Source organism: Acinetobacter seifertii, from assembly GCF_016064815.1.
GTDB lineage: Bacteria > Pseudomonadota > Gammaproteobacteria > Pseudomonadales > Moraxellaceae > Acinetobacter > Acinetobacter seifertii.
Window position 1 is genome coordinate 3,877,850 of the sequence record NZ_CP065820.1, and the last position, 25,036, is coordinate 3,902,885.

Annotated in this window: 31 protein-coding genes; 9 read left to right on the forward strand and 22 right to left on the reverse strand. The window is 38.7% G+C overall.

All coding sequences use genetic code 11. The features are described 5' to 3' along the window. Positions 1–3 precede the first annotated feature (3 nt). From I8T81_RS17935 to I8T81_RS17960, 6 genes are all read right to left on the reverse strand, one after another. Positions 4–540: a F0F1 ATP synthase subunit delta gene (locus I8T81_RS17935; protein WP_004705938.1), complete on the reverse strand. Its 537-nt coding sequence runs from the start codon at positions 538–540 to the stop codon at positions 4–6. Between the two features lie 12 nt (positions 541–552). Further along, positions 553–1,023 carry a F0F1 ATP synthase subunit B gene (locus tag I8T81_RS17940; RefSeq protein ID WP_002054137.1) on the reverse strand — a complete coding sequence of 157 codons (471 nt, stop codon included), beginning with the start codon at positions 1,021–1,023 and terminating at the stop codon, positions 553–555. Between the two features lie 38 nt (positions 1,024–1,061). Next, positions 1,062–1,307, reverse strand: coding sequence for a F0F1 ATP synthase subunit C (gene atpE / locus I8T81_RS17945; RefSeq protein ID WP_000424060.1), 246 nt, complete (start codon positions 1,305–1,307; stop codon positions 1,062–1,064). 84 nt (positions 1,308–1,391) lie between these two features. After that, positions 1,392–2,267, reverse strand: coding sequence for a F0F1 ATP synthase subunit A (gene atpB, locus I8T81_RS17950; protein WP_004705939.1), 876 nt, complete (start codon positions 2,265–2,267; stop codon positions 1,392–1,394). Positions 2,268–2,371: 104 nt separating this feature from the next. Continuing rightward, positions 2,372–2,770, reverse strand: coding sequence for an ATP synthase subunit I (locus I8T81_RS17955; protein ID WP_004705940.1), 399 nt, complete (start codon positions 2,768–2,770; stop codon positions 2,372–2,374). Positions 2,771–2,940: 170 nt separating this feature from the next. After that, positions 2,941–3,780, reverse strand: a complete 840-nt coding sequence (locus tag I8T81_RS17960) for a metal ABC transporter solute-binding protein, Zn/Mn family (protein ID WP_198071767.1) — start codon at positions 3,778–3,780, stop codon at positions 2,941–2,943. Between the two features lie 127 nt (positions 3,781–3,907). Between I8T81_RS17960 and I8T81_RS17965 the strand changes: the two genes are divergently transcribed. Genes I8T81_RS17965 through znuB form a run of 3 tightly spaced genes read left to right on the forward strand, consistent with a single transcriptional unit; the run spans position 3,908 to position 5,979 of the window. Continuing rightward, on the forward strand, positions 3,908–4,405 hold the full coding sequence (locus tag I8T81_RS17965; RefSeq protein ID WP_002054239.1) for a transcriptional repressor: 498 nt from the start codon (positions 3,908–3,910) through the stop codon (positions 4,403–4,405). After that, complete coding sequence (gene znuC / locus I8T81_RS17970; protein WP_004705942.1) at positions 4,378–5,166, forward strand: zinc ABC transporter ATP-binding protein ZnuC; 789 nt, start codon at positions 4,378–4,380, stop codon at positions 5,164–5,166. Before I8T81_RS17965 ends, znuC begins: the two co-directional genes overlap by 28 nt. A 3-nt stretch (positions 5,167–5,169) precedes the next feature. After that, the gene (znuB, locus tag I8T81_RS17975; RefSeq protein WP_004705943.1) at positions 5,170–5,979 is read left to right on the forward strand and encodes a zinc ABC transporter permease subunit ZnuB; all 810 of its coding nucleotides are present in this window, start codon (positions 5,170–5,172) and stop codon (positions 5,977–5,979) included. Position 5,980: 1 nt separating this feature from the next. On the opposite strand, the gene I8T81_RS17980 is transcribed toward znuB, so the two are convergent. Further along, positions 5,981–6,607 (reverse strand): LysE family transporter, encoded by a 627-nt coding sequence (locus I8T81_RS17980; protein ID WP_004705944.1) that lies wholly within the window; start codon positions 6,605–6,607, stop codon positions 5,981–5,983. A 157-nt stretch (positions 6,608–6,764) separates the two neighbouring features. Here I8T81_RS17980 and I8T81_RS17985 point away from each other — a divergent pair, with 157 nt between their 5' ends. Further along, entirely contained in the window at positions 6,765–7,685 is a 921-nt protein-coding gene (locus I8T81_RS17985; RefSeq protein WP_039252912.1) for a Dyp-type peroxidase, read from the forward strand. 131 nt (positions 7,686–7,816) lie between these two features. Here the strand turns inward: I8T81_RS17985 and I8T81_RS17990 are convergent, their stop codons facing one another. Together I8T81_RS17990 and I8T81_RS17995 are read right to left on the reverse strand one after the other, a co-directional pair. After that, entirely contained in the window at positions 7,817–8,254 is a 438-nt protein-coding gene (locus tag I8T81_RS17990; RefSeq protein ID WP_198071768.1) for a hypothetical protein, read from the reverse strand. 238 nt (positions 8,255–8,492) lie between these two features. Next, complete coding sequence (locus I8T81_RS17995; protein WP_198071769.1) at positions 8,493–10,190, reverse strand: NAD-dependent malic enzyme; 1,698 nt, start codon at positions 10,188–10,190, stop codon at positions 8,493–8,495. Between the two features lie 496 nt (positions 10,191–10,686). Here I8T81_RS17995 and argS point away from each other — a divergent pair, with 496 nt between their 5' ends. Further along, positions 10,687–12,477 (forward strand): arginine--tRNA ligase, encoded by a 1,791-nt coding sequence (gene argS, locus I8T81_RS18000; protein ID WP_004705948.1) that lies wholly within the window; start codon positions 10,687–10,689, stop codon positions 12,475–12,477. 139 nt (positions 12,478–12,616) lie between these two features. Further along, on the forward strand, positions 12,617–13,237 hold the full coding sequence (locus I8T81_RS18005; RefSeq protein ID WP_004705949.1) for an SPOR domain-containing protein: 621 nt from the start codon (positions 12,617–12,619) through the stop codon (positions 13,235–13,237). A 43-nt stretch (positions 13,238–13,280) separates the two neighbouring features. Here I8T81_RS18005 and I8T81_RS18010 read toward each other — a convergent pair whose 3' ends face one another. The 6 genes from I8T81_RS18010 to I8T81_RS18035 all read right to left on the reverse strand — a co-directional run bounded on the left by I8T81_RS18010 (position 13,281) and on the right by I8T81_RS18035 (position 16,798). After that, positions 13,281–13,949 (reverse strand): glutathione S-transferase, encoded by a 669-nt coding sequence (locus tag I8T81_RS18010; RefSeq protein ID WP_004705950.1) that lies wholly within the window; start codon positions 13,947–13,949, stop codon positions 13,281–13,283. Positions 13,950–14,062: 113 nt separating this feature from the next. Beyond that, positions 14,063–14,470 (reverse strand): OsmC family protein, encoded by a 408-nt coding sequence (locus I8T81_RS18015; RefSeq protein ID WP_191103151.1) that lies wholly within the window; start codon positions 14,468–14,470, stop codon positions 14,063–14,065. Then, positions 14,467–15,414: a pirin family protein gene (locus I8T81_RS18020; protein WP_004705952.1), complete on the reverse strand. Its 948-nt coding sequence runs from the start codon at positions 15,412–15,414 to the stop codon at positions 14,467–14,469. The genes I8T81_RS18015 and I8T81_RS18020 overlap by 4 nt, the downstream gene beginning before the upstream one ends. A gap of 159 nt (positions 15,415–15,573) precedes the next feature. Further along, the gene (locus tag I8T81_RS18025) at positions 15,574–15,879 is read right to left on the reverse strand and encodes a DUF3861 domain-containing protein (protein WP_198071770.1); all 306 of its coding nucleotides are present in this window, start codon (positions 15,877–15,879) and stop codon (positions 15,574–15,576) included. Between the two features lie 21 nt (positions 15,880–15,900). After that, a complete protein-coding gene (locus tag I8T81_RS18030; protein ID WP_198071771.1) occupies positions 15,901–16,257 on the reverse strand; it encodes a Fur family transcriptional regulator in 357 nt (118 codons plus the stop codon). A gap of 13 nt (positions 16,258–16,270) precedes the next feature. Beyond that, the gene (locus tag I8T81_RS18035; RefSeq protein WP_198071772.1) at positions 16,271–16,798 is read right to left on the reverse strand and encodes a PadR family transcriptional regulator; all 528 of its coding nucleotides are present in this window, start codon (positions 16,796–16,798) and stop codon (positions 16,271–16,273) included. A gap of 273 nt (positions 16,799–17,071) precedes the next feature. Between I8T81_RS18035 and I8T81_RS18040 the strand changes: the two genes are divergently transcribed. After that, the gene (locus tag I8T81_RS18040; protein ID WP_198071773.1) at positions 17,072–17,569 is read left to right on the forward strand and encodes a GNAT family N-acetyltransferase; all 498 of its coding nucleotides are present in this window, start codon (positions 17,072–17,074) and stop codon (positions 17,567–17,569) included. Positions 17,570–17,624: 55 nt separating this feature from the next. Here the strand turns inward: I8T81_RS18040 and guaA are convergent, their stop codons facing one another. Then, on the reverse strand, positions 17,625–19,193 hold the full coding sequence (gene guaA, locus I8T81_RS18045; RefSeq protein WP_004705956.1) for a glutamine-hydrolyzing GMP synthase: 1,569 nt from the start codon (positions 19,191–19,193) through the stop codon (positions 17,625–17,627). Positions 19,194–19,580: 387 nt separating this feature from the next. Here guaA and I8T81_RS18050 point away from each other — a divergent pair, with 387 nt between their 5' ends. Next, the gene (locus I8T81_RS18050) at positions 19,581–20,798 is read left to right on the forward strand and encodes a DUF445 domain-containing protein (protein ID WP_171057791.1); all 1,218 of its coding nucleotides are present in this window, start codon (positions 19,581–19,583) and stop codon (positions 20,796–20,798) included. Between the two features lie 67 nt (positions 20,799–20,865). Here the strand turns inward: I8T81_RS18050 and I8T81_RS18055 are convergent, their stop codons facing one another. Next, positions 20,866–21,303: a DoxX family protein gene (locus I8T81_RS18055; RefSeq protein ID WP_198071774.1), complete on the reverse strand. Its 438-nt coding sequence runs from the start codon at positions 21,301–21,303 to the stop codon at positions 20,866–20,868. A 194-nt stretch (positions 21,304–21,497) separates the two neighbouring features. On the opposite strand from I8T81_RS18055, the gene I8T81_RS18060 reads away from it, so the two are divergent. Next, the gene (locus I8T81_RS18060) at positions 21,498–22,139 is read left to right on the forward strand and encodes a DedA family protein (protein ID WP_025465185.1); all 642 of its coding nucleotides are present in this window, start codon (positions 21,498–21,500) and stop codon (positions 22,137–22,139) included. A gap of 8 nt (positions 22,140–22,147) precedes the next feature. Here the strand turns inward: I8T81_RS18060 and I8T81_RS18065 are convergent, their stop codons facing one another. The 5 genes from I8T81_RS18065 to I8T81_RS18085 form a co-directional block, all read right to left on the reverse strand. Next, on the reverse strand, positions 22,148–22,738 hold the full coding sequence (locus I8T81_RS18065) for a LysE family translocator (RefSeq protein ID WP_198071775.1): 591 nt from the start codon (positions 22,736–22,738) through the stop codon (positions 22,148–22,150). Positions 22,739–22,952: 214 nt separating this feature from the next. Next, positions 22,953–23,339 (reverse strand): hypothetical protein, encoded by a 387-nt coding sequence (locus I8T81_RS18070; RefSeq protein WP_005071968.1) that lies wholly within the window; start codon positions 23,337–23,339, stop codon positions 22,953–22,955. Between the two features lie 10 nt (positions 23,340–23,349). Continuing rightward, positions 23,350–24,192 (reverse strand): ParA family protein, encoded by an 843-nt coding sequence (locus I8T81_RS18075; RefSeq protein ID WP_019457983.1) that lies wholly within the window; start codon positions 24,190–24,192, stop codon positions 23,350–23,352. Between the two features lie 76 nt (positions 24,193–24,268). Beyond that, on the reverse strand, positions 24,269–24,661 hold the full coding sequence (locus I8T81_RS18080; RefSeq protein ID WP_198071776.1) for a SirB2 family protein: 393 nt from the start codon (positions 24,659–24,661) through the stop codon (positions 24,269–24,271). Positions 24,662–24,673: 12 nt separating this feature from the next. After that, positions 24,674–24,982: a BolA family protein gene (locus I8T81_RS18085; RefSeq protein WP_000051228.1), complete on the reverse strand. Its 309-nt coding sequence runs from the start codon at positions 24,980–24,982 to the stop codon at positions 24,674–24,676. Positions 24,983–25,036 lie beyond the last annotated feature (54 nt).

Consider the following 25,036-nt stretch of genomic DNA (forward strand, 5'->3'; position numbering starts at 1 on the left):
GCATTATGCAAGAAGACGAGTACGCATTTTTTCAAGCTTGTTAAGCGCAGAATCATCTATCACTTGATCGCCTGCACGAATAACCACACCTGCAATCAAAGCAGGATTAACTTCTACAGAAACATTAACTGCTGCCTTGAAGCGTTTTTCTAACGCGTGTGCAAGCAATTGTTCCTGAACAGAAGTTAACGGAAACGCCGATTCAATCACGACATCAACCGTATTGTTATTCTGTGATTTAAGCTGTTCATATTCTGCTGCAATTTCAGGTAACAACACTAATCGATCGTTATCTGCAAGAAGTGTCAAAAAGTTAGACACTGCTTGAGATTGATCTTCACCTAAAACTTTAGCAAAAAGCTTCACTTGCTCCGCAGGAGTAAGTTCAGGGCGATTTAAATAAGCGGAAAATGCTTCGTCTTGCACCGCAGCACTGAGCACTTGTAACGCATTCGACCAATTGTCTGTTGCACCTTGCTCAGAAGCATAAGCAAATGCTGCTTTGGCATACGGACGTGCCAACGTCAAGAGTTCAGCCATAATTCGCCTCGCTTAAAGTTTAGCAGCCAGCTGAGACAGCATGGCGTTATGAGCTTCTGCATCAACTTGTTGGTTCAGGATCTTTTCTGCACCAGTTACTGCCAAGGCAGCTACTTGTTGACGTAATTCTTCGCGAGCAGAATTGATCTCTTGATCAACAACTTCTTTAGCTTGTTGACGAATACGCTCACCTTCAGCCGCAGCTTGAGTACGAGCTTCTTCGATCAATTGCGCTGCACGACGGTTCGCTTGTTCGATCAATTGAGCCGCTTGTGCTTTAGCTGCATCAAGTTCTTGCTTCACTTGCGCTTGTGCATCGGCAAGGTCAGCTTTCGCTTTTTCTGCTGCATTTAAGCCATCAGCGATTTTACGCTGACGCTCACTAATCGCATTGATTAGTGGTGGCCAAACAAACTTCATGCAGAATGCGACAAAAAACGCAAACGCAATCGCTTGACCAATCAATGTGAGGTTGATATTCATTGCAATTCCTCAAATAGTGGATTTAGGAATTAAGATGATTAACCTACAAATGGATTAGCGAAGATGAAGAACAAGCCAATACCAACACCGATCATAGGCACAGCATCAAGAAGACCCGCGATTAAGAACATACGAGTTTGAAGTTGTGGAGCTAATTCTGGTTGACGAGCTACAGCTTCTAAAAAGCGACCACCCAAAAGACCAAAACCAATCGCAGTACCCAAAGCACCGAAAGCGATCAAGATAGCAGATGCAATTGCAACTAGACCTAAAGTGAGTTCCATGAAAAATTCCTCAGAGGTTAGGTTATTACCAAATTAAATTAAAAAAATTCAGCCCAACCATCATTTGATAGTTAGGCAATACCATTAATGTTTTTCGCTTGCCATGCTCAAGTAAACGATGGTAAGCATCATAAAGATGAATGCCTGCAACGTGATTACAAGAATGTGGAAGATCGCCCAAGGCACAGATAACGCCCATTGAATCCAAAACGGCAATAATGCAATCAGGATAAAGATTAACTCACCGGCATACATGTTACCGAACAGTCGGAGAGCCAATGAAATAGGACGAGCAAGGAATGTTACCAATTCCAAAATCAAGTTCACTGGAATAAGCAACGCTTTTGCAACTGGATTACTTGGGTTAAATGGGTTAAGTGCCAACTCGCCTACGAAACCGCCAACACCCTTCTCGCGGATGCTGTAGAACAAGATAAGTACAAATACAGATAAAGACATACCAAGGGTAATGTTTGGATCTGTAGATGGAACGATCTTGAAGTAAACGTGGTGAGGGTTCATACCAAATACGTTAGCACCAATAAATGCAGCTACTTGAGGAATCCAGTCAACTGGGATCAAGTCCATTAAGTTCATGAGGAAAATCCACACGAAAATAGTGAGTGCAAGTGGAGCGATTAAACGTGATTTGCCATGAAAAGTATCACGGACACTTGAGTCAACAAACTCAATGATCATTTCAATTGCAGATTGGAATTTTGTTGGAACACCAGCTTTCGCAGTTTTCGCAACCATCCAAAATAACAAACAGAAAATCACACCAAGGCCAATTGACCAACCCATTGAATCCAAGTGAATTGCAGTGAACCCCATCGAATGAGCTTCTTCAGCAGTCTCAGCCAATTTCCATGTACCATCTGGCATTTTGCCATAGGTCATATTGGTCAAGTGATGCTTGATATACTCTGTCGAAGTGAGGGCATGTTCTTCAGCAGCCATAAATCACACCTGGTCAATGTCAATTACTAAAAAGAAGGGAAACGAACATCGGCGTACTGTCGATATCTCGCCACCCTCCAAAAAATCTTCAATTCTTCTTGTTTCTATACTCGTTTTTGTAGACGTGAAACCCAAAAAGGAGCAACCCACGACATCATTTGAACGAGGATAAAACCAAACAGCAATGCTAACGGTGATAAAGGTTTAACATTGCTCAAAATCAAAATAAATCCAACGATCATGATTGCAAATTTGCCTAACATGCCCCTATACATGTTAGACAGCACTTGTTTCGATGCTCTCGCACCTGCTGTTCTGAAGGATTGCCACGCAAAATAACTGGTAGCAAGCCAGCAGACCAATGCACCAAGTGCCGCACTTAATGCTGCTGTCATGTCTTTTATGCTCCACGCCACAAGTGCGGAAACAGGGATCATGCATGCTTGTAAGAAGACCAAAGCTTTTGCTAATCGTCGGTCAATCAAGCGACTAGTTTGGCTCATTATTTATCCACTCACAGCATAAATGCTTGACAAGTTTAGCTGATGATCGCTTTTAATCGCAGGCATTATAGAGTTACACCCCTGAACATGCAATCTTTTCCCGACTTTAGTCGGGGTTTTTCGTGACAGGTGGTGCTGACGCTACAGTCAGCCTTTGTTTACTTTTTATCTTACTTTTGCGTATTTAATACGCATTTATCGGTTTTTATAGCCAGTTTCTTCCATGCTGTTACAAAATCGTCCTCATTATTCATACTTTCATCAACGGGTTGGAAGGTAATACTGCCCAGTTTCTGATATTGACCTTTTGTTGTGAAACTTTCTGCAAGTAAACACATCTGAGGTTTTGGTCGATTATCATTAAGATACTTAATTTGAGCCGCTGTAGGCGCAACATGCGGGTCATCCGTTAAAGCACCTGCAAACTTTAAATTAAGCGAGCGTTCCAAATACTGATAAGCATCATGATAAGACCAGTAAGGTTTACCATTACTTGAGCTATCGTAAGCTTGACCTGCCTGCAACATATTCCGAGCAAATGCATTAGCATTATTCCAATATTTCGCTTTACTTTCAGGATGCTGCTGCGAACGCAAAGCCGCAATAAAAAAGCCAATCCGCACTGCATTGTTTGGTTCTAACCAGACATGTGTATCTACAGTATTTGGTAAAGCAACGCCACGCGTATTACGCTGTGGCAAAACAGTAAGAATACCACTGTCTAATAAAGAAATTGCTTTCTTATTGTTACTCAGCAATTTGTTTAAAGGAGCTTCATGAGCTTTTCCTAACCAAATTACCAAAGAAGCATCATTGATTGCTTTACGATGTGCTGGGGTCAATTGAACGTCATGCCCACTTTGCCCTTGCAGCAATAACTGAGGTTCTTCAACACCTTTAGTAATTTCTTTTGCAATCAAATAGATTGGGTGTGTAGAGACAACCAAACCCTGACTCCAACCTAGCGTACTCATTAGAGAGAACATACTGAAAACAAAAACGCGGAACATGACAGACCATCAATTAGTAATAGCTCGAAGCATGTTATAATATAACAAAGTTACAAAAATACCTAAGATTAATCGAATGAAGCATCGCTTCATGCTAATATTCCATTAAAAATTTGAGGTTATGTCTATGAGTTCTTGCACGCATGAACATCATGATTCTTTGCATGGTGTACATGATCACCATAATGTCGCAAGTCGTTTAGCTGAAGCAGAAACTTTATGTTCTGCGGTTGGTGCACGTCTTACGCCTTTACGTAAAGAAGTTCTTGAACTCATTTTAAATGCTTCAGGTCCAATGGGTGCGTATGACTTATTAGCACGTATTAAAAGTCAAACTGATCGTCCTGCCGCTCCTCCTACTGTTTATAGAACTTTAGACTTCTTATTAGAAAAAGGTCTAATTCATCGATTAACATCTATTAATGCTTATATTCCATGCTGTCATCCACGTGAAGGACATCAAGCTGCATTCTTAATTTGCACCGAATGTCACACTGTTAAAGAAGCATCTTCACAAGGTCTGACTCAACAACTCGACCAACTTGCAGCTTTAGATGATTTCACAGCACAACACAGCATTATTGAAATTTCGGGGAAATGCCAGCAGTGCCGCACAGCTCGCTAAATCCTGTATTGATTCAACTTGAACAGGTTTCTGTTCACCGTGATGATCGGGATATATTAAAAAAAGTCGATTTTGATCTGCATCAAAATGAAATTGTGACCTTAATTGGTCCAAATGGTGCGGGTAAGTCGACTTTAATTAAAGTTCTACTTGGAATTTTAAAACCAAGTAGCGGACGTGTCATAAGCGACAAAAAACTAAAAATGGCTTATGTCCCTCAAAAGTTTAACCCTTCTCATAGTCTTCCTTTACGTGTTCAAGATTTATTAGATCTTGAAAAATGTAGCCCTGCCCTTCGCCAAGAAATTATTCAAGACACTGGCATTGCAAAGCTACAACAATCGAAAGTACAGCAGCTTTCTGGTGGAGAGCGCCAACGTGTGCTGCTCGCACGTGCTTTACTTAGAAAGCCAGACATTCTCGTTCTTGATGAACCGATGCAAGGTCTAGATATTCAATCTGAAGCTGAGCTTTATGAGTATGTGCGTAGTCTGCCGGAGCGTTATGGATGTGCCATTTTAATTGTTTCCCACGATTTACAGTGGGTTATGCAAGGGACGCATAGAGTTGTTTGTTTAAATAAACATATATGTTGCAGCGGTTTACCTGAAAATATTCAACAGCATCCTGAGTATCAGGCAATATTTGGTACCCAGCGAGTTTTTTATCAACACCATCATGACCACTGTGCGCATGGTGATGCAGCACACCCCTGCCCTCACAATAGTCGACCTCACATTCACCCAGAACCGGAAGCTTAAGCCATGATGGAATGGTTACAATTATTGTTGCCCGCATGGATTATGGGAACCTTATTGGTCTTTTTGACCGCACCACTTGGTTGTCTCATGTTATGGAGACGTATGTCTTTTTTTGCAGACACCATGGCACACGGAACCTTACTTGGGGTAGCAATTGCTGGTGCTTTAAGCCTTCCTTTGTGGCTTGGCGTGGCAGGTACTGCCATTTTATTAGTCGCTATTTTATGGGCACTGCATGACAATCGTTTACCAAACGATGCTCTACTAGCTTTATGCTCCGCAACATTACTATGTAGTGGTCTTCTATTTATTCAACATGTTCCAAGTTTAAGACCAGAGCTTTTAAGTTATTTATTCGGTGATTTACTCAGTATCGACTGGCACGATTTACCTGTTTTCACATTAATTATTGCCGTATCACTGGCAATTCTTTATCGCTTTTGGCAATCTCAAATCCAAATTGCCATTGATCCAGACATTGCGATTAGTGAAGGGGTAAATGCGAAATGGCAGCGTCTCATTTTTATGTTACTGCTAGCGTTATTTACAGTGTTAGCTTTACGAGCAGTAGGTTCACTTTTAATGGGTGCTTTACTGGTTATTCCAGCATTGAGCGCTCGACTACTCGCTCATTCACCAAAGCAAATGGTTGTTTGGGCTTTTGTTTTAGCTCAACTTGGTGTCAGTGTCGGCCTATGGTCAAGCGCAGCACTAAATATCTCAACTGGCCTCAGTATTGTTTTATGTATGGCTTTGGGTTTTGCTCTTATTTTCATGGTTCAAAAAATCAAAAACCAAACTCAAGCGGCCTAAATCAGGCTGCTTGATGAACTGTACTGAGTAATAACGCCGCGCAACTAAACATGACAGCAAAACCACGATTTAAATATTTTTGTTGTTTAGGTGAGCGAAGTAATCTTAAAACCTTTGACGCCAGCCCTGTATATCCAGCCATTACAATTAAATCAATGGTAATCATAGTAGCAGCCATAATCAGATATTGTATCCATTGAGGTTTGCTTAAATCTAAGAACTGAGGCAAAACCGCCAATAAAAATACAATCGCTTTTGGGTTACTGATATTGACCACAAAGCCATTCAACAGCAGCGCTGAAATAGATTTATTCTTTTTTTCATGCTGAATTTCAATGTCTTTTATAGGTGCAGTCCACTGCAAATAGGCCAAATACAATAAATAAGCAACCCCAAACCATTTAACCATCTGAAAAGCCAACGGTGTTGTCGCGAATAAAACGCCTACGCCCGCCGCTACAATCATGATTTGAATTAACAAGGCAATTTGCAAACCAATCGCATTCCAGTAACCATGTCTAAAACCATAGTTTAGACCACTCGACATAGAAGCAATCGCGCCCGCTCCAGGAGAAATACTAATAACCCAACAGGCCAGCATATAAGCAAACCAAATTTGCAAAGACATAGTGAAATAAACAATAAAAGTGGAATTATACCGTTTTATAAAACTATCGCGGCGATAATTCAAACAATAAAATCAATAAATAGACTACTAACAGCTCTTCGCATCAGGCACAATAATTGAAGCTCATACTAAATTATAATTGAGGAGATACCTTCCAATGACTGCTCAATCTGTCATTTTGCCATTACCATCTGATCATGCCCGTTTTATTGTTCTTCGCTTAAAAGATCTAACAATTGCTGAATTAAAAGAACAACTCGAAGCTTTATTCGAAACACGTGACCGTCTCATTACTCAGCATTCAGACGCGCAAATCAAAACAGCAGTCGCTTTTGGTCCAGAACTCTGGAAACAGCTTTACAGTCAATCTCCTGCGGGCTTTAAACAACTTGAACCAGAAAATGGTGCATTCAATATGCCTGTCGTACCAGCTGATGTGCTTATTCACATTGCCAGTATGCGTTCAGATATTTGTTTTGCATTAAGCCAAGCATTTTTTGAAGGTATTAAAGATAAAGTTGAAGTTCTGGATGAACGTGTTTGCTTCCGTTATTTCGATGGTCGCGATATTACTGGCTTTATAGATGGTACCGAAAACCCTCAATTTCCAGACGACCGCGCAGAAACAGCTCTGCTTCCAGAAAGTGCTGGAGTATTTGCAGATGGTAGTTTCATATTTGCACAGCGCTATGCACATGATTTGGAAAAATGGAAAAAACTTAAAGTCGATGCACAAGAAAATGTCATGGGACGTACTAAACTTGAATCTATTGAATTAGATGATGACGTTAAGCCAGACAATGCTCACGTTGCTCGTACTGTCGTTGAAGATGATGAAGGCGAAGAAATGGAAATCTTACGCCATAGCTTACCTTATGGCGATGGTAAAGGTGATCAAGGCTTATTCTTCATTGCTTACACTAAAGACCTGAACATTATTGATGCTATGTTGAAGCGTATGTTTGGCACAAGTGGCGATGGCATTCATGACCGCCTATTGCATTTTGTAACACCTCTAGACGGCGCATATTACTTTGCACCAAGTGAAGAGTTACTAGAAGAAGTTTTAGAGGATTAAGTTTTTTAAAAAGTAGCTATCGCCACGGTAGCTACTTTTTTATTTAAAACCAAAAAACAAGGACTTTGATATTTTACAAAGATATTATCTTTACCTTTATAAATTAATAAAAATCACTGTTAAATATAAACTTAAGGCCCATTCGCATTTCTTATTTCAACCACTTCATTACAGTCTTTAGAAGTTGAATAAACAAAAATTCGTTTATCTTGATTTTCTAGCAAAATGGCATCTTTATTTTCACCAAAGGCATTTTTAGAAATATCACATTTATAAGCTGACAGTTGAAAGTTTTTTACGACTTCACATTTAGACTCAATAATATTGTCATTAAAACCATACCATCGCGTAATATTTGTATTTGAACAAGAGATTTCCTCTACTTGATCAGCGGCTTTAACTGCTTTATCCGTACTCTCTTTCTTTTGACTTACAGCAGGACCTGATTGATTTTTATCGATCTGCACCACATTCGAATTATGATCAGCATCATGTTGGGTTCTATCTGGACTTTTATCGCTACAAGCCATTAAAGCGCCTATAAAAATTAAAATATAAATATTTTTCATGAAAAAGTGCTCATAATTATGTGTTATTTAAAAACTGATCTTAATTAAAGCCATTACCTAGCAAGTATATCTAATATTAACTGAAGCAAAACTTACAAATAACTTATCATTTTAGATTAGTAATATTTTCTAAAAGTGAATCATCTATTTTATTTTTAGAAGATTTAAAAGCCTCTGTAGCCAAATTAAGTTAATAAAAAAGGGAGTACTTTACTCCCTTTTTTAGACGTCTAATATTTTAGAAAGGAATTCGCTTATATTTACGGTATTCTGGTTTCCAGAATGATTGTTCAATCTTCTGTTTAAGTAAATCATCGCTAATAGTTACAGCCACACCATCTGCCATTGCAGCTTTTGCCACTTCAAATGCAATCACTTTAGACACTTGTTGAATTTCGCCCAAAGGTGGCAACAAGTCAGCTTGTGGATCTTTCAACAATGGTGAACAGTCTGCTAATGCACTACTTGATGCCATAAGCATGTTTTCTGTAACACGTTTAGCACCTGATGCAACTACACCCAAACCAATACCTGGGAAGATGTATGAGTTGTTACACTGCGAAATATTGTAAAGTTTGCCATGATGATTTACAGGTGCAAACGGACTACCCGTTGCAATTAATGCTTTACCTTCAGTCCATTCCACAATATCAGCTGGTACAGCTTCAACACGTGAAGTAGGGTTAGATAACGGCATCACAATTGGTCGCTCACAATTAGCAGCCATAGTCTTAATAATTTCTTCAGTGAATAGACCTGGTTGGCCAGAAACACCAATTAACACTGTAGGTTTAGCATTCTTAACAACATCAAGTAGTGAAATCACTTCTTCAATGTTGCCCCATTGGTCTACCACTTCAGCTTTTTGAGCTAACTTACGTTGGAAGTCTAATAGGTTTGGCTGATTTTCAGTGATCAAACCAAAGCGGTCTACCATGTACACGCGAGCACGCGCTTCAGCATCGGTTAGACCTTCTGCAATCATTTGTGCAACGATTTGCTCTGCAATACCACAGCCAGCTGAACCTGCACCTAAGAAAGCAATTGTTTGGTCTTTTAACTGTTTACCTGCTGCACGGCTTGCAGCAATCAAACTACCGACAGATACCGCTGCTGTTCCTTGAATATCATCGTTAAAACAACAAATCTTGTCGCGATATTTTTCTAATAATGGCATCGCATTTTTTTGTGCGAAATCTTCAAACTGAATGAGTGCTTTTGGCCAACGACGTTTTACGGCTTCAATCACCATATCTACAAAGTCATAATACTCATCACCACTAATACGTGGTTGACGCCATCCCATATAAATCGGGTCATTTAATAATTGAGGGTTATTCGTCCCTACATCAATTGTGATTGGCAATGTGTAAGCAGGACTAATACCACCACATGCGGTATAAAGTGAGAGTTTCCCAATTGGAATACCCATACCACCAATACCTTGGTCACCAAGACCCAAGATACGCTCACCATCAGTAATTACGATGACTTTAACATTGTTTTTATTAACGTTTTGTAAAATATCATCAATCACATCACGATCTGGATATGAAATAAAAATACCACGATGACGGCGATAGATATCAGAAAAACGCTGGCACGCCTCACCCACAGTTGGGGTGTAAATAATCGGCATCATTTCTTCAAGATGATTTTCGATTAAGTGATAAAAAAGAGTTTCGTTGGTATCTTGGATATTGCGTAAATAGATATGCTTATTTATATCATCATTAAAAGCACAATATTGCTGATAAGAGCGTTGGCTTTGCTCTTCAATAGTTTCAATAATATATGGAAGTAACCCGTGTAAGTTAAAGTTACTTCTTTCTTCTTGAGTGAAAGCAGATCCTTTATTTAAAAGGGGTAACTCTAAAAGTGTATAGCCTGCATAAGGGATATAAAGTGGGTGTTTACTTGGGTGTCCTGATATCATTGCCTATCTCATTTTCCAGCTTAGAACTCAGAAAAGTACAGTTTCAGCACTCTCTAAAGCTCGTTGTATGCGTAAGCTTAAGACTATTTGAGACGAAATAGGTATTTTAAACTGTGATATTAAAATTGAAGACTATTTAGTAAATATATAATATAAAATAAATATTAAAAATTAATTACTTATGATTTACAAGTTTTTTAAAATCATTCTTTATTAACACTATACTTGGCTTAGAAGCTTATAGTTTTTCAGCCTCTTACATTTTTACAAGAAATACCAAGTGTTTTACTAGCTTATAATTTAGAAAATATTGTCTAAAAAGCCTATATTTACGTGCTTTGAGAGTTTTCTTAGGCTTATTTTCCAATATTTACAAAAAAAATAGTTGTAGGGAACGAAAAGAAAGAAATTCAGTGAAAGCGTTAAATGCACTCCCCCAACTCATAGGAAATTTGCTATATTTGACGTTTTTCTGCGACATCTATTTTCGATTGATATGAATACGGCAATACAAGCAGCTCTCGACCATGCAGTGCAAACCCTTCAGCAAGAAGGCGTGCTTCCTTCGGATTGGAATAATTCAAGCAATTTAACGCGCACCAAAGACCGAAGCCATGGCGACTTTGCTTCTAATATTGCCATGATCGGCTCTAAAGCTGCTGGTATGAAACCACGTGATTTAGCTGAAAAAATTCTTGCGGCTCTACCAGAAGTTGCAGATATCAGTAAAGCTGAAATCGCAGGTCCTGGTTTTATCAATTTCTTCTTAAATGCAGACCAACGTTTTGCGATTCTTGATCAAATTCAAGCTCAAAAAGAAATCTTTGGCCGTAGCCAATCAAATGCAGCGAAAAAGATTCAAGTTGAATTCGTTTCTGCAAACCCGACATCTAGCCTACACGTAGGTCATGGCCGTGGTGCTGCTTATGGTATGACTGTTGCGAACTTGCTTGAAGCAACAGGTGCTAAAGTTGATCGCGAATACTATGTAAATGATGCTGGCCGTCAAATGGATATTTTGGCGACTTCTACCTATTTACGTTATTTAGAATTATTGGGCCAAGACCTTGTATTTCCAAAAAATGCTTATCAAGGCGACTACGTTAAAGAGATTGCCCAAAGCATTATCGACAAAGATAACAATGCATATGTTCGTGATGTAGCAGACGTCTATAAAGATGTGCCAGAAGACGTGCAATATGCAGATGAACTCGATAGCGAAGGCAATAAAGTTGTATTGTCTGGTGACAAAGAAAAACACATTGATGGTCTTATTGCCAACTCACAACAATTATTAGGTGAAGGCTACCGTGTTTTCCATCAAGCAGCTCTTCATGCGATTTTAGATGACATTAAAGATGACCTTGCCGACTTTGGCGTAACTTTCAATCAATGGTTCAGTGAAGCATCTCTTAGCGCAAAAATTGATGAAGCTTTAGAAACACTTGATCAACGTGGCTTCCTTTATGAAAAAGATGGCAACATCTGGTTTAAATCGACTGAGTTTGGCGATGAAAAAGACCGTGTTGTTAAGCGCCGTAATGGTCAAACGACTTACTTTGCCTCTGACATTGCTTACCACTTAAATAAATTACAACGTGGTTATACTGACCTTGTTGATATTTGGGGTTCTGACCACCACGGCTATATCTCTCGCGTAAAAGCTGCTATTGATGCGATGGGTTATGACTCGAAAAAATTGACTGTTCTTTTAGTTCAGTTCGTAAGTTTGTGGCGCGGTGGTGAGATGGTTCAAATGTCATCTCGTTCAGGTCAATTCGTGACTTTACGCGACTTACGTAAAGAAGTTGGGAACGATGCTGCTCGTTTTTACTATGTAATGCGTAAAAGCGAACAACACATTGACTTTGACTTAGATCTTGCTGTATCACAAAGCAAAGACAATGCGGTTTATTATATTCAATACGCTCATGCACGTATCTGCCGTATGTTAGAAAAAGCAGCAAGCACTGGCTTACAGTTTGAAGTGGATGCTGCTCGTTCGCATGCTGCACGTTTATCACTTGATGCAGAAACTGAAATTCTTGCTAAACTTGCTGCATATCCAGACGTTGTATTACGTGCTGCTAATGCGTATGAACCACACCAAGTAGGTAACTACTTAAAGGAATTAGCTGCGCTATTCCACGGTTGGTACAATGAACACAAAGTTTTAAGTGATGATGCTGAACTTACACAAGCACGCTTATTACTTTCAATCAATGTACAACAAGTATTGCGTAATGGCTTAGAATTACTTGGTGTTTCTGCACCTGAAGCCATGTAAATAAATGCTGGATATTTGGTAGAACTACATATTCAGCCATGCTGTAAAAGACATCGCTTTGTGATGATATAAACCTTACAGAGCGATGTTTTAAAGTAAACTCGAAAGAAAACAATCAAAAGACAGAGGAATAATCCACGTGTTTGGCAAAACGCAACGCGGTGTATCTGAAAGACCTAATAAGCCTAAAAAGCCTTTAATCCCTAAATGGCTAGGGACACTTGTCGCTATTTTAGTCGTCTTATGCATTGCGGTAATGCTCATGCTGTGGAAACCGTGGCAACCTGTTTCTTCAAAAAATCAGATTACGTCTGATCACTATAAAGAAGAAGAGACCAATAAAGACTATCGCTTTTATGATCTATTGCCTCAGCAACAAGTAACCCCTATTCCGGAACAAGCAATCCCTGAAAGTAAAAATCAGGGTACAGCAATGATTGTAGAGGCGCCTAGTACAGCACAACCTGCTGCATCTGAGTCTGTTGCTACTACTGATAGCGATGACTCTACAGCTGCTGCCCCTCAACAACCAAATTACATTTTACAAGTCCGTAGCTATACAGATCCCGATCAAGCAGATGCTCGTCGTGCAGAAATTATTTTAAATGGCTTATCTGCCGATGTAGTCAAAAGTTCTGAAAATGGTAAGACTTGGTATCGAGTTATTTCTGGTCCATATGATACTCAAGATGCTGCGCTTGCAGCCCAGCAAACATTACAACATAGTGGTATTGACTCTATCGTAATTAAACGCAAATAAAGCAAGAGTGATAAAAAAGGAACAAATATTTGTTCCTTTTCTTTTATATGTCAGCACAATTTCTTTCGTTTGAACCCAAACTCTTTTGTTTTGCCTTTTGAAAAGCTGGCCGTTGCTGAATACGATGTAAAAAGGCTTGAATATGCGGATATTTACCTTGTAAACGCGACTGAAGAGCTTCTAGTGGAAAGCTCATTTGAATATCAGCAAATGAAAAATTCCCTGCAAAATATTCATGTTCAGATAAGTAGTTTTCTAAAAAACTAATATGATCTTTCATACGTGGACGAACAAAACTTGCTTTAACCCCTTCTGTGATTTTTTTTGCTACAGGTTGGATTAACCATGGCACGTGTTTGTTTACACTATTCATAACTAAAGTCATGACCAATAAAGGCATAAGTGAACCTTCAGCATAGTGCATCCAGTAAATATATTGCTGTAAATCCTGAGATTGCTTAGGTTTAAATTGCTGATTTTGATCGTAACGCTGCTGTAAATACTCCAAAATGACCGCTGACTCTGCAATGACTTGTTCATCGTCTGTCAAAATTGGGGCTTTGCCGAGGGGATGAATACATTTCAGTGTTTCTGGCGCAGAATAGTTGGGAAGACGTTGATAATAATGAATATCATAATCCAAACCTAACTCTTCTAAAGCCCATAAAATCCGAAACGATCGCGAACATTCCAGGTGGTGTACACTAATCATGCTATTGCCTACTTTTATTTTTCTTTTTTACATAAAAAACAGCATGTGAACATGCTGTTTTATTCCATTTGTGGGATGGATATAAAATCATCCACCTCAACAAAATAGCATTTTTACACTGTAACAAGCACAGTATGAATGTCTAAACTACGTAACAAAGTTTTAGTAACAGGCGTTTTACCACACACTGTTAATATTTTTTGCTGTAGTTCTTCGCTTGGTAACTCTTTAAAAACAATACGACGTTCAATATGTTCTTCATGCTCACGATTGGTATGAAAATCAATTTCAACTGAGAACTCACCAAAGTCATAATCTTTATGCTTTGCATACATTCTTAAAGTAATAAGTGTACAAGCTGCCAGACTCCCGGTAAGTAAATCATAAGGGGCTGGACCTTGGTCATGCCCTTCTAACTTCTCTGGTTCGTCACAAAAATATTGATGACGACCACTGGTGATTTCGCCCTTCCACTGCTCAGCAAGAGGCTTTGCTTTACTGCTTGCGATTACTGCTGTCATTTTGATGCTCTCATTTGATCTGGAAGAACTGGCGCTTCTAAACGCGCACCCACGTAGTCTGGAATTTCACCAAAACGCACATCATGATTAATCCACTGCTCCCGCGCTTCTTTTAAATCATCCATTGTACGTGCAACAAAGTTCCACCATAGTAAAATTGGAGTTTCAAACGGTTCACCACCTACTAACAGCACACGGTTCCCTTTCTTTACTTCAATTTCAATTTCACTTAAACCCGTATCTAATACAACCATGTTGTCGGCAGTGAGTTCATGGCCATTCACATGGGCAACCCCATCTAATGCCATAAAACCATATTCAAACTCAGGATTTAGTGGAATACGTGTTTTAGTATCTTCGGTAGCAATTAAATCAACACCTACTAACGGCGTATGCACTGCAACTGGGGAAGTAGTTGCCAAGTATTCACCCACAAGGACGGTAAACTCTAAACCATCCTTTTCAACAACAGGTAGTTCTGGGTAGTGTTCAAATTTAGGATCCATATTGCGCTTATGGTCAGGCAATGCGATCCAAAGCTGGGCAGCATGCATTTGAGTTTCTGTATCAGGGGCAACTTCTGTATGAGAGATACCATGACCTGCTGTCATCAGGTTTACTTGTTTAGGACGGATCAATTGCTTTGAACCTAAACTATCAGTATGCATCATGGTGCCTTCAATCATCCACGTGAAGGTTTGCAAACCAATGTGAGGATGAGGACCAACATCTAGACCATCACCAGCTGGAAAAGTTACTGGGCCTGCATGATCTAGGAAACACCACGCACCAATCATTCGCTTTTGACGGCTAGGTAAAGCCCGCTTAATGACTGTCCCCTGTCCAATTTCAGCAGAACGAATTGGAAATTCCTGAATAAATTGATTGGCAAATTTCTCACAATCTTTTGAATCAGAAATATCGTAATCATTATTATTGCTCATGATATTACTCTCTTTTACCTATGCTTTTGCAATGAGTTGTTATACTGATCTTAACAATACACTCATTATTCAATATAGTCTTTTAGTAATACACAGGGTGTTATGAATGAGACAATCCTTTTTTTAGTTATAAAAATAAATAAAGCTGCATTCAGCAGCTTAAGATGACTGAGTTTTAACGAGCTGTTTTAGATTTTTCATAAATTGTCCGAACTGCGGAAAGAACTCTTGAAACAATGCATGATCTCGATTTTCCAGCATGACTTCACTAAATAACTTTAGACCAACAGCAAAAGACTTTGTAGTTTGATCATCGAAAAATTCCGCATTCTTTAGCTTTTCAACAATCTCAAAAATATCGTCATGGTTACCGCTATAGAACTCAAGTCTTTCCGTATAGGTAGAAACTTCACCTTTGGCATCTTTTAAATGTTGTACAGTAACGTGATATTGATGTTGTTTCATATATAAATTCTCTATTAAAAATTAATGATTTTGAATAATTTCAACCTGCTTCAAATCAACTTGAAATTGTTCTTGTTTAGCTTCAGTCAGTTCTGCACAATGAATCTGTAGAAGTTGATTGTTGGCTAAGTCTGATAAGTTAAATTTGGCTTCACCTCGTTGGAATTGAGTATTTGAAATTAGGCCTGCTCCTACCAAATCACTGACCACCCGATAAACTGTTGCTAAACTCAACTTCTGTTTTTGGGTATATAGCTTTTGATAAATCTGTTTAACCGTTAGATCTTCTGCTTGCTGTTGAATTAAAGACAGAACTATAAGTCTTGGATGAGTGACTTTTAGGCCCGCTTCTTTGATTTTTTGCTGTAGCTCTAACATGTTGTATCTCAACTTATAGACGCCCGATTGCAACCGCAGCCTGATCAATTTTTTCGGCAATTTGATAGATCTGCTCTTGCTTTATGTCAGTAGTATTCAATTTCAAACGTAAGGCTGTTTTCAAATTTTCCATGGCGCGGTGAATTTCAATTAATTGATCATTACTGTGAATTTCACGTCTTAAGCGTAATTTTTCTAACAGTGCACTTAACTTATCTTTTTGTTCAGTTAAATAAGCCTCACCAAACTCCGTAATTTGATATTGCTTACGCTCTATATCTAACAAGTTAATTAGGTTCATTTCTTCCAGACTGGTTAAAGTCGGATAAATTGTTCCTGCACTAGGCGTATAGCCATCACCGACTAAATCACTTATTTCTTTAATAATTTCATAACCATGCTTAGGACTTTGCTGAATAAGGTGAAGGACTAAAAGTTTCATTCGTCCAGCTTCAAAAAGTCTTCCACGACGCCCCGAACGGTGATGGCCGTGGTGATGTTCATTGTGCTCAGTATGATGATGTTCTGATTGTTGTTTCATCTTTGAAGATTCTCTAACATGTTTAATTTATGCATATTAAGATATATCTTAATATATCTTTTATCAAGTATAAGTAATAATATATGATCTATTGTATTGATAGTTATTAAGATTAATTTTTATCTTTAAAAGTTAAGCAATAAAAAAGAGTGCTTAAGCACCTTACTAGGTAGTTTCCTGAGAAGAAATTTAAGCTGACGAAAGAAAAGAATATTTATGATGAATTTCTTATAAAATGTAATATGTTAATTTTTCTCTTTAATCATAAATAATATGCACTTGTGTTATGTAAGCGATTTAACATTAGCAGATGCGTCTAATTTAGTTAGACTTTATACAAATGATACGACTAGAAAGTATTTAGGTGGCCCATTGGAAGTATCTCTAGCTCAAACGCGAGCACATGCTGATATTAATACTCCAAGTAAATTACCTATTTGGGCAATTCGATCTTCTACTGATCATAATTTTTTAGGAATTATATCTCTGGATACTCATCATGACGGTTCAGATATCGAAGTATCATATGAATTGCTGCCAGAATATATGGGATATGGATATGCAACTCAAGCACTTGAATTTGTTTTAAATTATTCATTTAATGAGTTAAATCTTAAGAAAGTAACAGCTGAGACTCAAACACAGAACAAAGCATCAATCAAATTACTAGAACGTGTTGGAATGGTTTTTGAGAAATCAGTAAAACGTTTTGGTTCAAATCAAAGTATTTTTTTTATTACTAGTCACCAGTATATCGATAAACATAAATAATGCTTTTATCAATAGACATAAAAAAGGCAGGATTAAATCCTGCCTTTTCATTTGCTTATTCCCACTCAATCGTTGCTGGTGGTTTAGATGACACGTCGTATACCACACGTGATACATCTTTAATTTCATTCATAATACGCGTTGAGATTTTATCAACTAATTCATATGGTAAATGCGCAAAACGAGCTGTCATAAAGTCAACCGTTTCAACTGCACGAAGTGCGATTACCCATGCATAACGACGACCATCACCTACTACACCAACTGACTTAACTGGTTGGAATACAGCAAATGCTTGAGCAGTTTTGTCGTACCAACCGCTGTCGCGAAGCTCTTGCATAAAGATGTCATCAGCAAGACGAAGAATATCTGCATATTCTTTTTTAACTTCACCCAAAATACGAACACCTAAACCAGGGCCCGGGAATGGATGACGGTAAATCATGCTGTGTGGCAAGCCAAGTGTAGTACCTAACTTACGTACTTCGTCTTTAAACAAGTCACGTAAAGGTTCAACCAATTCAAACTCTAAATCGTCAGGTAAACCACCCACGTTGTGGTGAGATTTAATAACGTGTGCTTTACCTTGTTTGCTTGCAGCAGATTCGATTACGTCTGGGTAAATCGTACCTTGTGCTAAGAATTTCACGCCATCAAGTTTACGTGCTTCTTCAGCAAATACTTCGATGAATTCACGACCAATGATTTTACGTTTTTTCTCTGGATCAACTTCACCAGCCAATGCAGTTAAGAAACGTTGTTCAGCATCTGCACGAATCACACGGATACCCATGTTTTCAGCAAACATTTGCATTACTTGGTCACCTTCGTTTAAACGAAGTAAGCCATTATCAACAAATACACATGTTAACTGGTCGCCAATTGCTTTGTGTAAAAGCGCAGCAACAACAGATGAGTCAACACCACCAGAAAGACCTAAAAGAACTTTTTCATCACCGATTTGCTGACGTAATTGTTCTACACGTAAATCGATAATGTGTTCAGGTGTCCAAAGGCCACCACATCCACAAATTTTATGAACGAAGTTTGCAAGTAACTCTTCACCTTTTGCCGTGTGCGTTACTTCTGGGTGGAACTGCACGCCATAGAAACGACGCGCTTCATCACTTACAGCAGCAACTGGACAGCTTGGTGTGCTTGCAGTAATCGTAAAACCTTCTGGAATCTGGCTCACTTTATCGCCGTGGCTCATCCAAACATGAAGTTGGTTTTCACGGTCTTGTAAGTTACCAATAAGTTGGTCACGTTTAACGATATCAACTTCGGCATAACCAAACTCATGTACAGTACCCGGCTCAACTTTACCGCCTAACTGTTCAGACATGGTTTGTAAACCATAGCAAATACCCAATACTGGAACGCCTAACTCAAACACCACCTGTGGTGCTCGTGGGCTGCCCTCTTCATGCACACTCTCAGGTCCACCTGACAAAATAATACCGTTTGGATTAAAAGCACGAATGTCTTCTTCAGACATATCAAAGGCATACATTTCAGAGTAAACACCAGCTTCACGTACACGACGTGCAATGAGCTGACTATATTGAGAGCCGAAATCCAGAATCAGGATACGATCTTCAGTAATTTGAGTATTGGTAGTCATGACAAACCACTAAATGGCAAAAGAATTAAGCGCGCCATTTTAACATTTTTCACGCTTCGGCGCACCGCAAATCATCATATATCTTGTTTTTTTCATATCATAATCATTTTGATATTTAGATTGATTGATATAAATACAAATTTATTGATATTTATCAATGTACTGTATACCGCTTAAAATCTTCATACACATTGATAAATTCATCACATTCTATGCAACATCCTCATGAATTTGATGTTAAGATGACCCGATAAAACAGGCATTACCATGGAAAGGTAAATACCATTAAGCGATATTTGTCTGTCCTTAAACAGTGATCCGTTTTTTATGGCTTGTTGCCCCATATCAAAATCAATAGAAATCTAAGGAACAACAATGCTTCAAACTATGATTGCAGATTTCCAGCAACATTTTTGGTTGTATGTCTCTATTCCTTTCATGAGTGGTTTAATTGGCTATGTCACTAAAGTGATTGCCATTCAAATGATGTTCTCACCACTTGAATTTAAAGGTATTAAACCATTTTTTGGCTGGCAAGGTATTGTGCCTCGTAAAGCTGAAAAAATGGCAACCATTGCTGTTGAACTCATGACAGCCAAGCTTATTAAGCCCGAAGAAATTTTTGCTCGTCTTGACCCAAAGCGTATTGCCAAAGAAATTGAAAAACCATTAATGGCAGCAGCAGAAGATATTACGCGTGAAGTTGCGCAAGAGTATCAACCCGGTTTATGGGAAGGCATGCCTGAGTTTGCCCGTCAAAGACTGATCCGCAGAGTTCAATCCAAAGCGCCTGAAATTGTCGAGCACATCATGAGTGAAGTGCAACGTGACGTAAATCGATATTTTGATATTAAGCATTTGGTGATTAGTAATTTGCTTAAAGATAAGCGTTTACTCAACAATATTTTTAAACGTGTCGGCAAACAAGAATTTAAATTTTTCAGTAACGTTGGCTTTGTATTCGGTTTTGGTATTGGTGTAATCCAAATGTTGTGCTGGATTATCACGCAAGGTAAATATCCTTGGATGTTGCCGATGTTTGGCGGATTTGTAGGATTTTTCAGTGACTGGATTGCGCTACAAATGATGTTTAGACCACTCTATCCTAAAAAGATATTGGGCTATACATGGCAAGGTTTATTTATTAAACGTCAAAATGAAGTAGCAGCTGACTATGCAGCCTTGATTTCCAAACAGCTTTTAACTTCACGTCATATGATGGAAGAGCTATTTTCCGGCACTCACTCTGCACGCGTGATTGATTTGGTGAACCGCCATGTTAAACAGGAAATTGATATGCAGGCAGGTGTCATTCGTCCACTTGTTGTATACGCAATTGGTGGAGAAAAATACCAGAATATGAAAACACAAGTTGCAGAACGTATTATGCAACAGCTGCCAGAGACCATGAAATATGTTGAGTCTTATGCAGAAGATGCGATGAATATTCGCAGTACTTTAATTGAACGTATGCAAAAATTAACACCATCCGAATTTGAAGGGATGTTGCGTCCAGCGTTCAAAGAAGATGAGTGGGCACTCATTGCAGTAGGCGCCGTACTTGGTTTTGTTGTTGGGGAATTACAAATCCAATTCATGCTCTAACTTTAAAAACCCAGAGATGAAAAAACCGGATGAATTGCTCATCCGGTTTTTTATTTTATCTTGAATATTATTTTTCAATTACATGATCTAGGCTAATACGTCCAGCACCGTGAAGCATTAGGAAGAATAATCCCCCTGCCATTGCAAAATTTTTCATAAAGTGGATGCTATTATTATATTGCGCTGCTGCATCAGCCCCACCTTGGTGGAACAAGAACGCAGTCAAAATACTAAAGATTCCAAGACCAAAAGCTGCAAAACGTGCTTGGAAACCAAATAACAAAGCTAAACCACCACCAAACTCAACCAAAATGACTAATGGTAGAATTCCACCAGGAACCCCCATAGCTTCCATATAACCTGCTGTTGCTGCGTAACCAGTGATTTTTCCCCAGCCAGCAACAAGGAAGATATACGCAATAAGTACACGAGCAACCAGACTAATAAAACTGTCCGCACCTGTTTGCGTTACGATATTTTTGACCACCACATTTGGATTAAACATACAGCCACCTTTATTTAAATGCTTATTTGTTGATGAACTCATTCTAGGTTTGGGACATTGATAATTAAATACTCAAAATCCATATATATCGTTGCACAAATAGGATGATTAATTTGTATCTTTTTGATGTTCTATACTGACTTTCTATAGGCTCACTGCTAGGATTTGAGCACGGTTTATCACTTAGCTATCTCATGGAACTTCTTGATTTTATTCTACACGTTGACCAGCATCTCGCCGAATTTATTACAAATTACGGAGTCTGGATTTATGGCATATTATTTTTAATTATTTTTGTCGAAACCGGTTTAGTGGTCATGCCGTTCTTACCGGGCGATAGTTTATTATTTGCAGCAGGAGCTTTGGCTGCGTCTACAGGTAAGATGGATCCATGGTTGCTAGGTACTCTGCTCTTTATTGCTGCAGTTCTAGGTGACACAGTTAACTATCATATTGGACGTTTTATCGGTCCACGTGTGTTTGAAATGAACTCTAGATTCATTAATAAGCAGCACTTAACCAAAACTCAAGAATTCTTTGCCCGCCATGGTGGCAAAACGATTATTTTTGCTCGATTCATTCCATTTGCCCGCACATTCGCTCCTTTTGTGGCAGGTGCTGGTAGCATGAATTATAAGTTTTTCCTGACATATAACTTAATTGGAGCATTCTGTTGGGTAGCTTCTTTTGTAACCTTAGGTTATCTATTTGGAAATATGCCAATCGTTAAAGATAACTTTACCCACCTTATTTTCGGCATCATTATTATTAGTGTTCTACCGGGTATTATCGGCTTTATACGTGAGAAGTTAAAAAACCGTAAAGCCAACGTTTAAAGCTTCATTTAGAAGAAACGAAATACCACCGGAAGCATACATAAAATGAGCAACATGGCCGATCCTTTATATAAATGATCGGCTTTTATTTTTTGCATTGAACCTGTTAATAAAGCACGTCCAAAAACCATCCAGAAACTCGCCGCAGGAATAAGCGTCAATGTAAAAGTCGCAAAGACCATGAGAAAATTTTCAGGCGTATTCCATGTTTCGGCAGGAAAAATACCAGCTGCAAACAGTAAGGACTTAGGATTTTTTAAAGTAGAGAAGAATAACTGACGTGGGCGAATATTACGGTGGTTCTGACTAAACTGCTGTAAATGTGTAGTTTTCCATAAACGAAATGCCATCCAGAACACATATAACACGCTCGTAATATGCAAAATGAGCAGTAACGCAGGCCAAACTGGAGCTGCTAAATGAATAAAGACAGCCCAAAAGCTAATCCCATAGGCATAACCTAACCATTGCATTGGAATAAGCCAGAATGTTTTAGATAAACCTTGTGAGTGAGCGGCGGTTGCAAGTAGTGCGTTTGTCGGCCCAGGGATAAGCAAAACAGCCAACATTGCTAATACAAAAAACCAGCTTTCAATCATAAAGTTTCCACATTGGTAAAGATGGGGCCACCTTAAACGAAATAGACAAAATATAGCAAGTTAAGAGCATAACTTGACGAGAAAAAATACAAGTATCATTTTAACCATATTAAACTAAGATGTTGATTTATATTTATTTTATTATGAAACATTTTGCTAAACTTTAATCATCACAATATGCTTCTATTAGCATATTGTGATGCAAAGATGACTATTAATTCGCCTTTTTACGGACAATTATTGGACAATTTTTAAACTGAGCTGCCTGAACAATTGCTTCTTGTTGGCCTAAAACACGTGAAAGTTCGGTGTTCTTGGTTGAAGAAGATTGCCCCATATTAACAGAGATGGATGGACCGAATCCCCAACCGCCTCGTCCCCAGCCACCACCAAGTCCAAGCCCAACACCCATACCTGTACTTTTCGGAGTTTGTACGCCATTATCGATATATTGTTGAATACGGTTATATTCACTTTGCAGTTGTTGGCAACTCAAAGATTGATACTGTGTCGGAGACACATAAGTCGGTTTTACCGTTGTAGCACAAGCGCCAAGAAGTAACGTGGCTGCCACCAAAGGCGCAATATATAAGCCTTTCATCATTTTTCTCTTATCGTTTTGGCTCAATCTCACCAAATAATGTCTCATAAGCCTGAGTCAATTTATGTTCTGGTGCCAAATGGGCCAAAGGTAAATTTTTCTGATGCGATTCTTTCATTAAAATTGAAGGCGGTAACATGCTATTGAGCACAGGTAACCCTTCATCTTTCAACTGCTGGACCACTTCCCGAGGTAGTTTTGCTTGGGATTGGAACTGGTTCACCACAATTCCTTCAATTTCCAAGCGATCATTATGATCATCTTGCGTTTCGAGAACATTTTCAATCAATGTTTGTAACGCACGCTTTGAAAAGACATCACAGTCGAAAGGAATCAGGACTTTATCTGCTGCAATTAAGGCAGACAACGTGAAAAAGTTAAAAGCCGGTGGTGTATCGATATAAATACGGTCATAGCGCCCAATTAAGCTTTGAATAGAATCTCGCAATTTATAAATTTTATGCTTGCTTTCAAGTGCATGCTCAAGTGCACCAAGCGTAGGGCTTGCTGGAAGTACATCTAATTTATCAAAGGATGTCGAGTGCACAAAACTGTCGAGGTCTTTGTTCCGAGGGGCTTTTAAAATTGAGCCTAATGCATTACCAATTAGACCTTTTTGTTGATTGTTCCCCAGCACATCTTCAAAGAAGTTTTCAATATTTGGTTCTAAAACGGCTTTATCAGCAGCGTATGTTGCTTCTTCGCCTAAAAGATATTGGCTAGAGTTGGCTTGAGGATCCAGATCGATAACCAAGGTCCTAAAGCCATGTTTGGCACTAATCGCAGCCAAATTTACAGTAATACTTGATTTCCCTACACCGCCTTTTTGGTTAAATACCACACGAGTTAACATGTTTCCCTCTGCATATTTTTTTATTGTATGCAGTTTAACCTAGAGCCTAAGCAAAAAGGCAAAGAATGTAGAACAATTAAGCAAAAACTGGTTTCACAATCACCAAAATAATAATGGCAATAAATGCGACTGCACTAATAGCTAAACCTGCACGGCGCTGTGCCAATAAAATAGTGTCATCCTTTTTAAAAGCCTTCATTAGTGATGATAACAGCACTAAAAATAAGATAATTTTCGCGTAAAACCATGGTTGAACCTGAAAATTCTTCATCACCAGTAAAATTGCACCAGTAATAAAAATCACAGTAAATGACAAATGCTGCAAAGCAACTAATACTTTACGGCCTGCTGGATTAGGTTGTTGCCCCTGAACACCAATGAATAGTGTAGAAGCGCGTAAAACAAATACCATAAGTGCAGCCGCCACCGCAGTCATATGAATAATCTTAGTGATTAAATGTGCATCCATGAAAGTTAACCCTTAGCTTTTAGGTGCATGTGCACATTCTGGGCTTGCTGGCGCTTGACCTTGCCACTCACTTGGCAAATAAGCATGAATTGCTAAAGCATGGATTTGACCTGGATTCATTAAATCAGAAGCCAACGCATACACTTTTTGATGACGTTGAACCAAACGCAAGCCGTTAAACTCTTCACTTACCACAATCACTTTAAAATGTGATTCTTTACCTGGGAAATAACCACCGTGTCCAGCAGACTCATTAATAACTTCCAAATGGCTAGGTGCAAGGGTTTGTAACCGTTCAATCAACTGTTGTTCAAGGCTCATAGCTTTTCCTTTTACGATTATTCGTATATTTGGACCTAGTATACCCTGTCTACG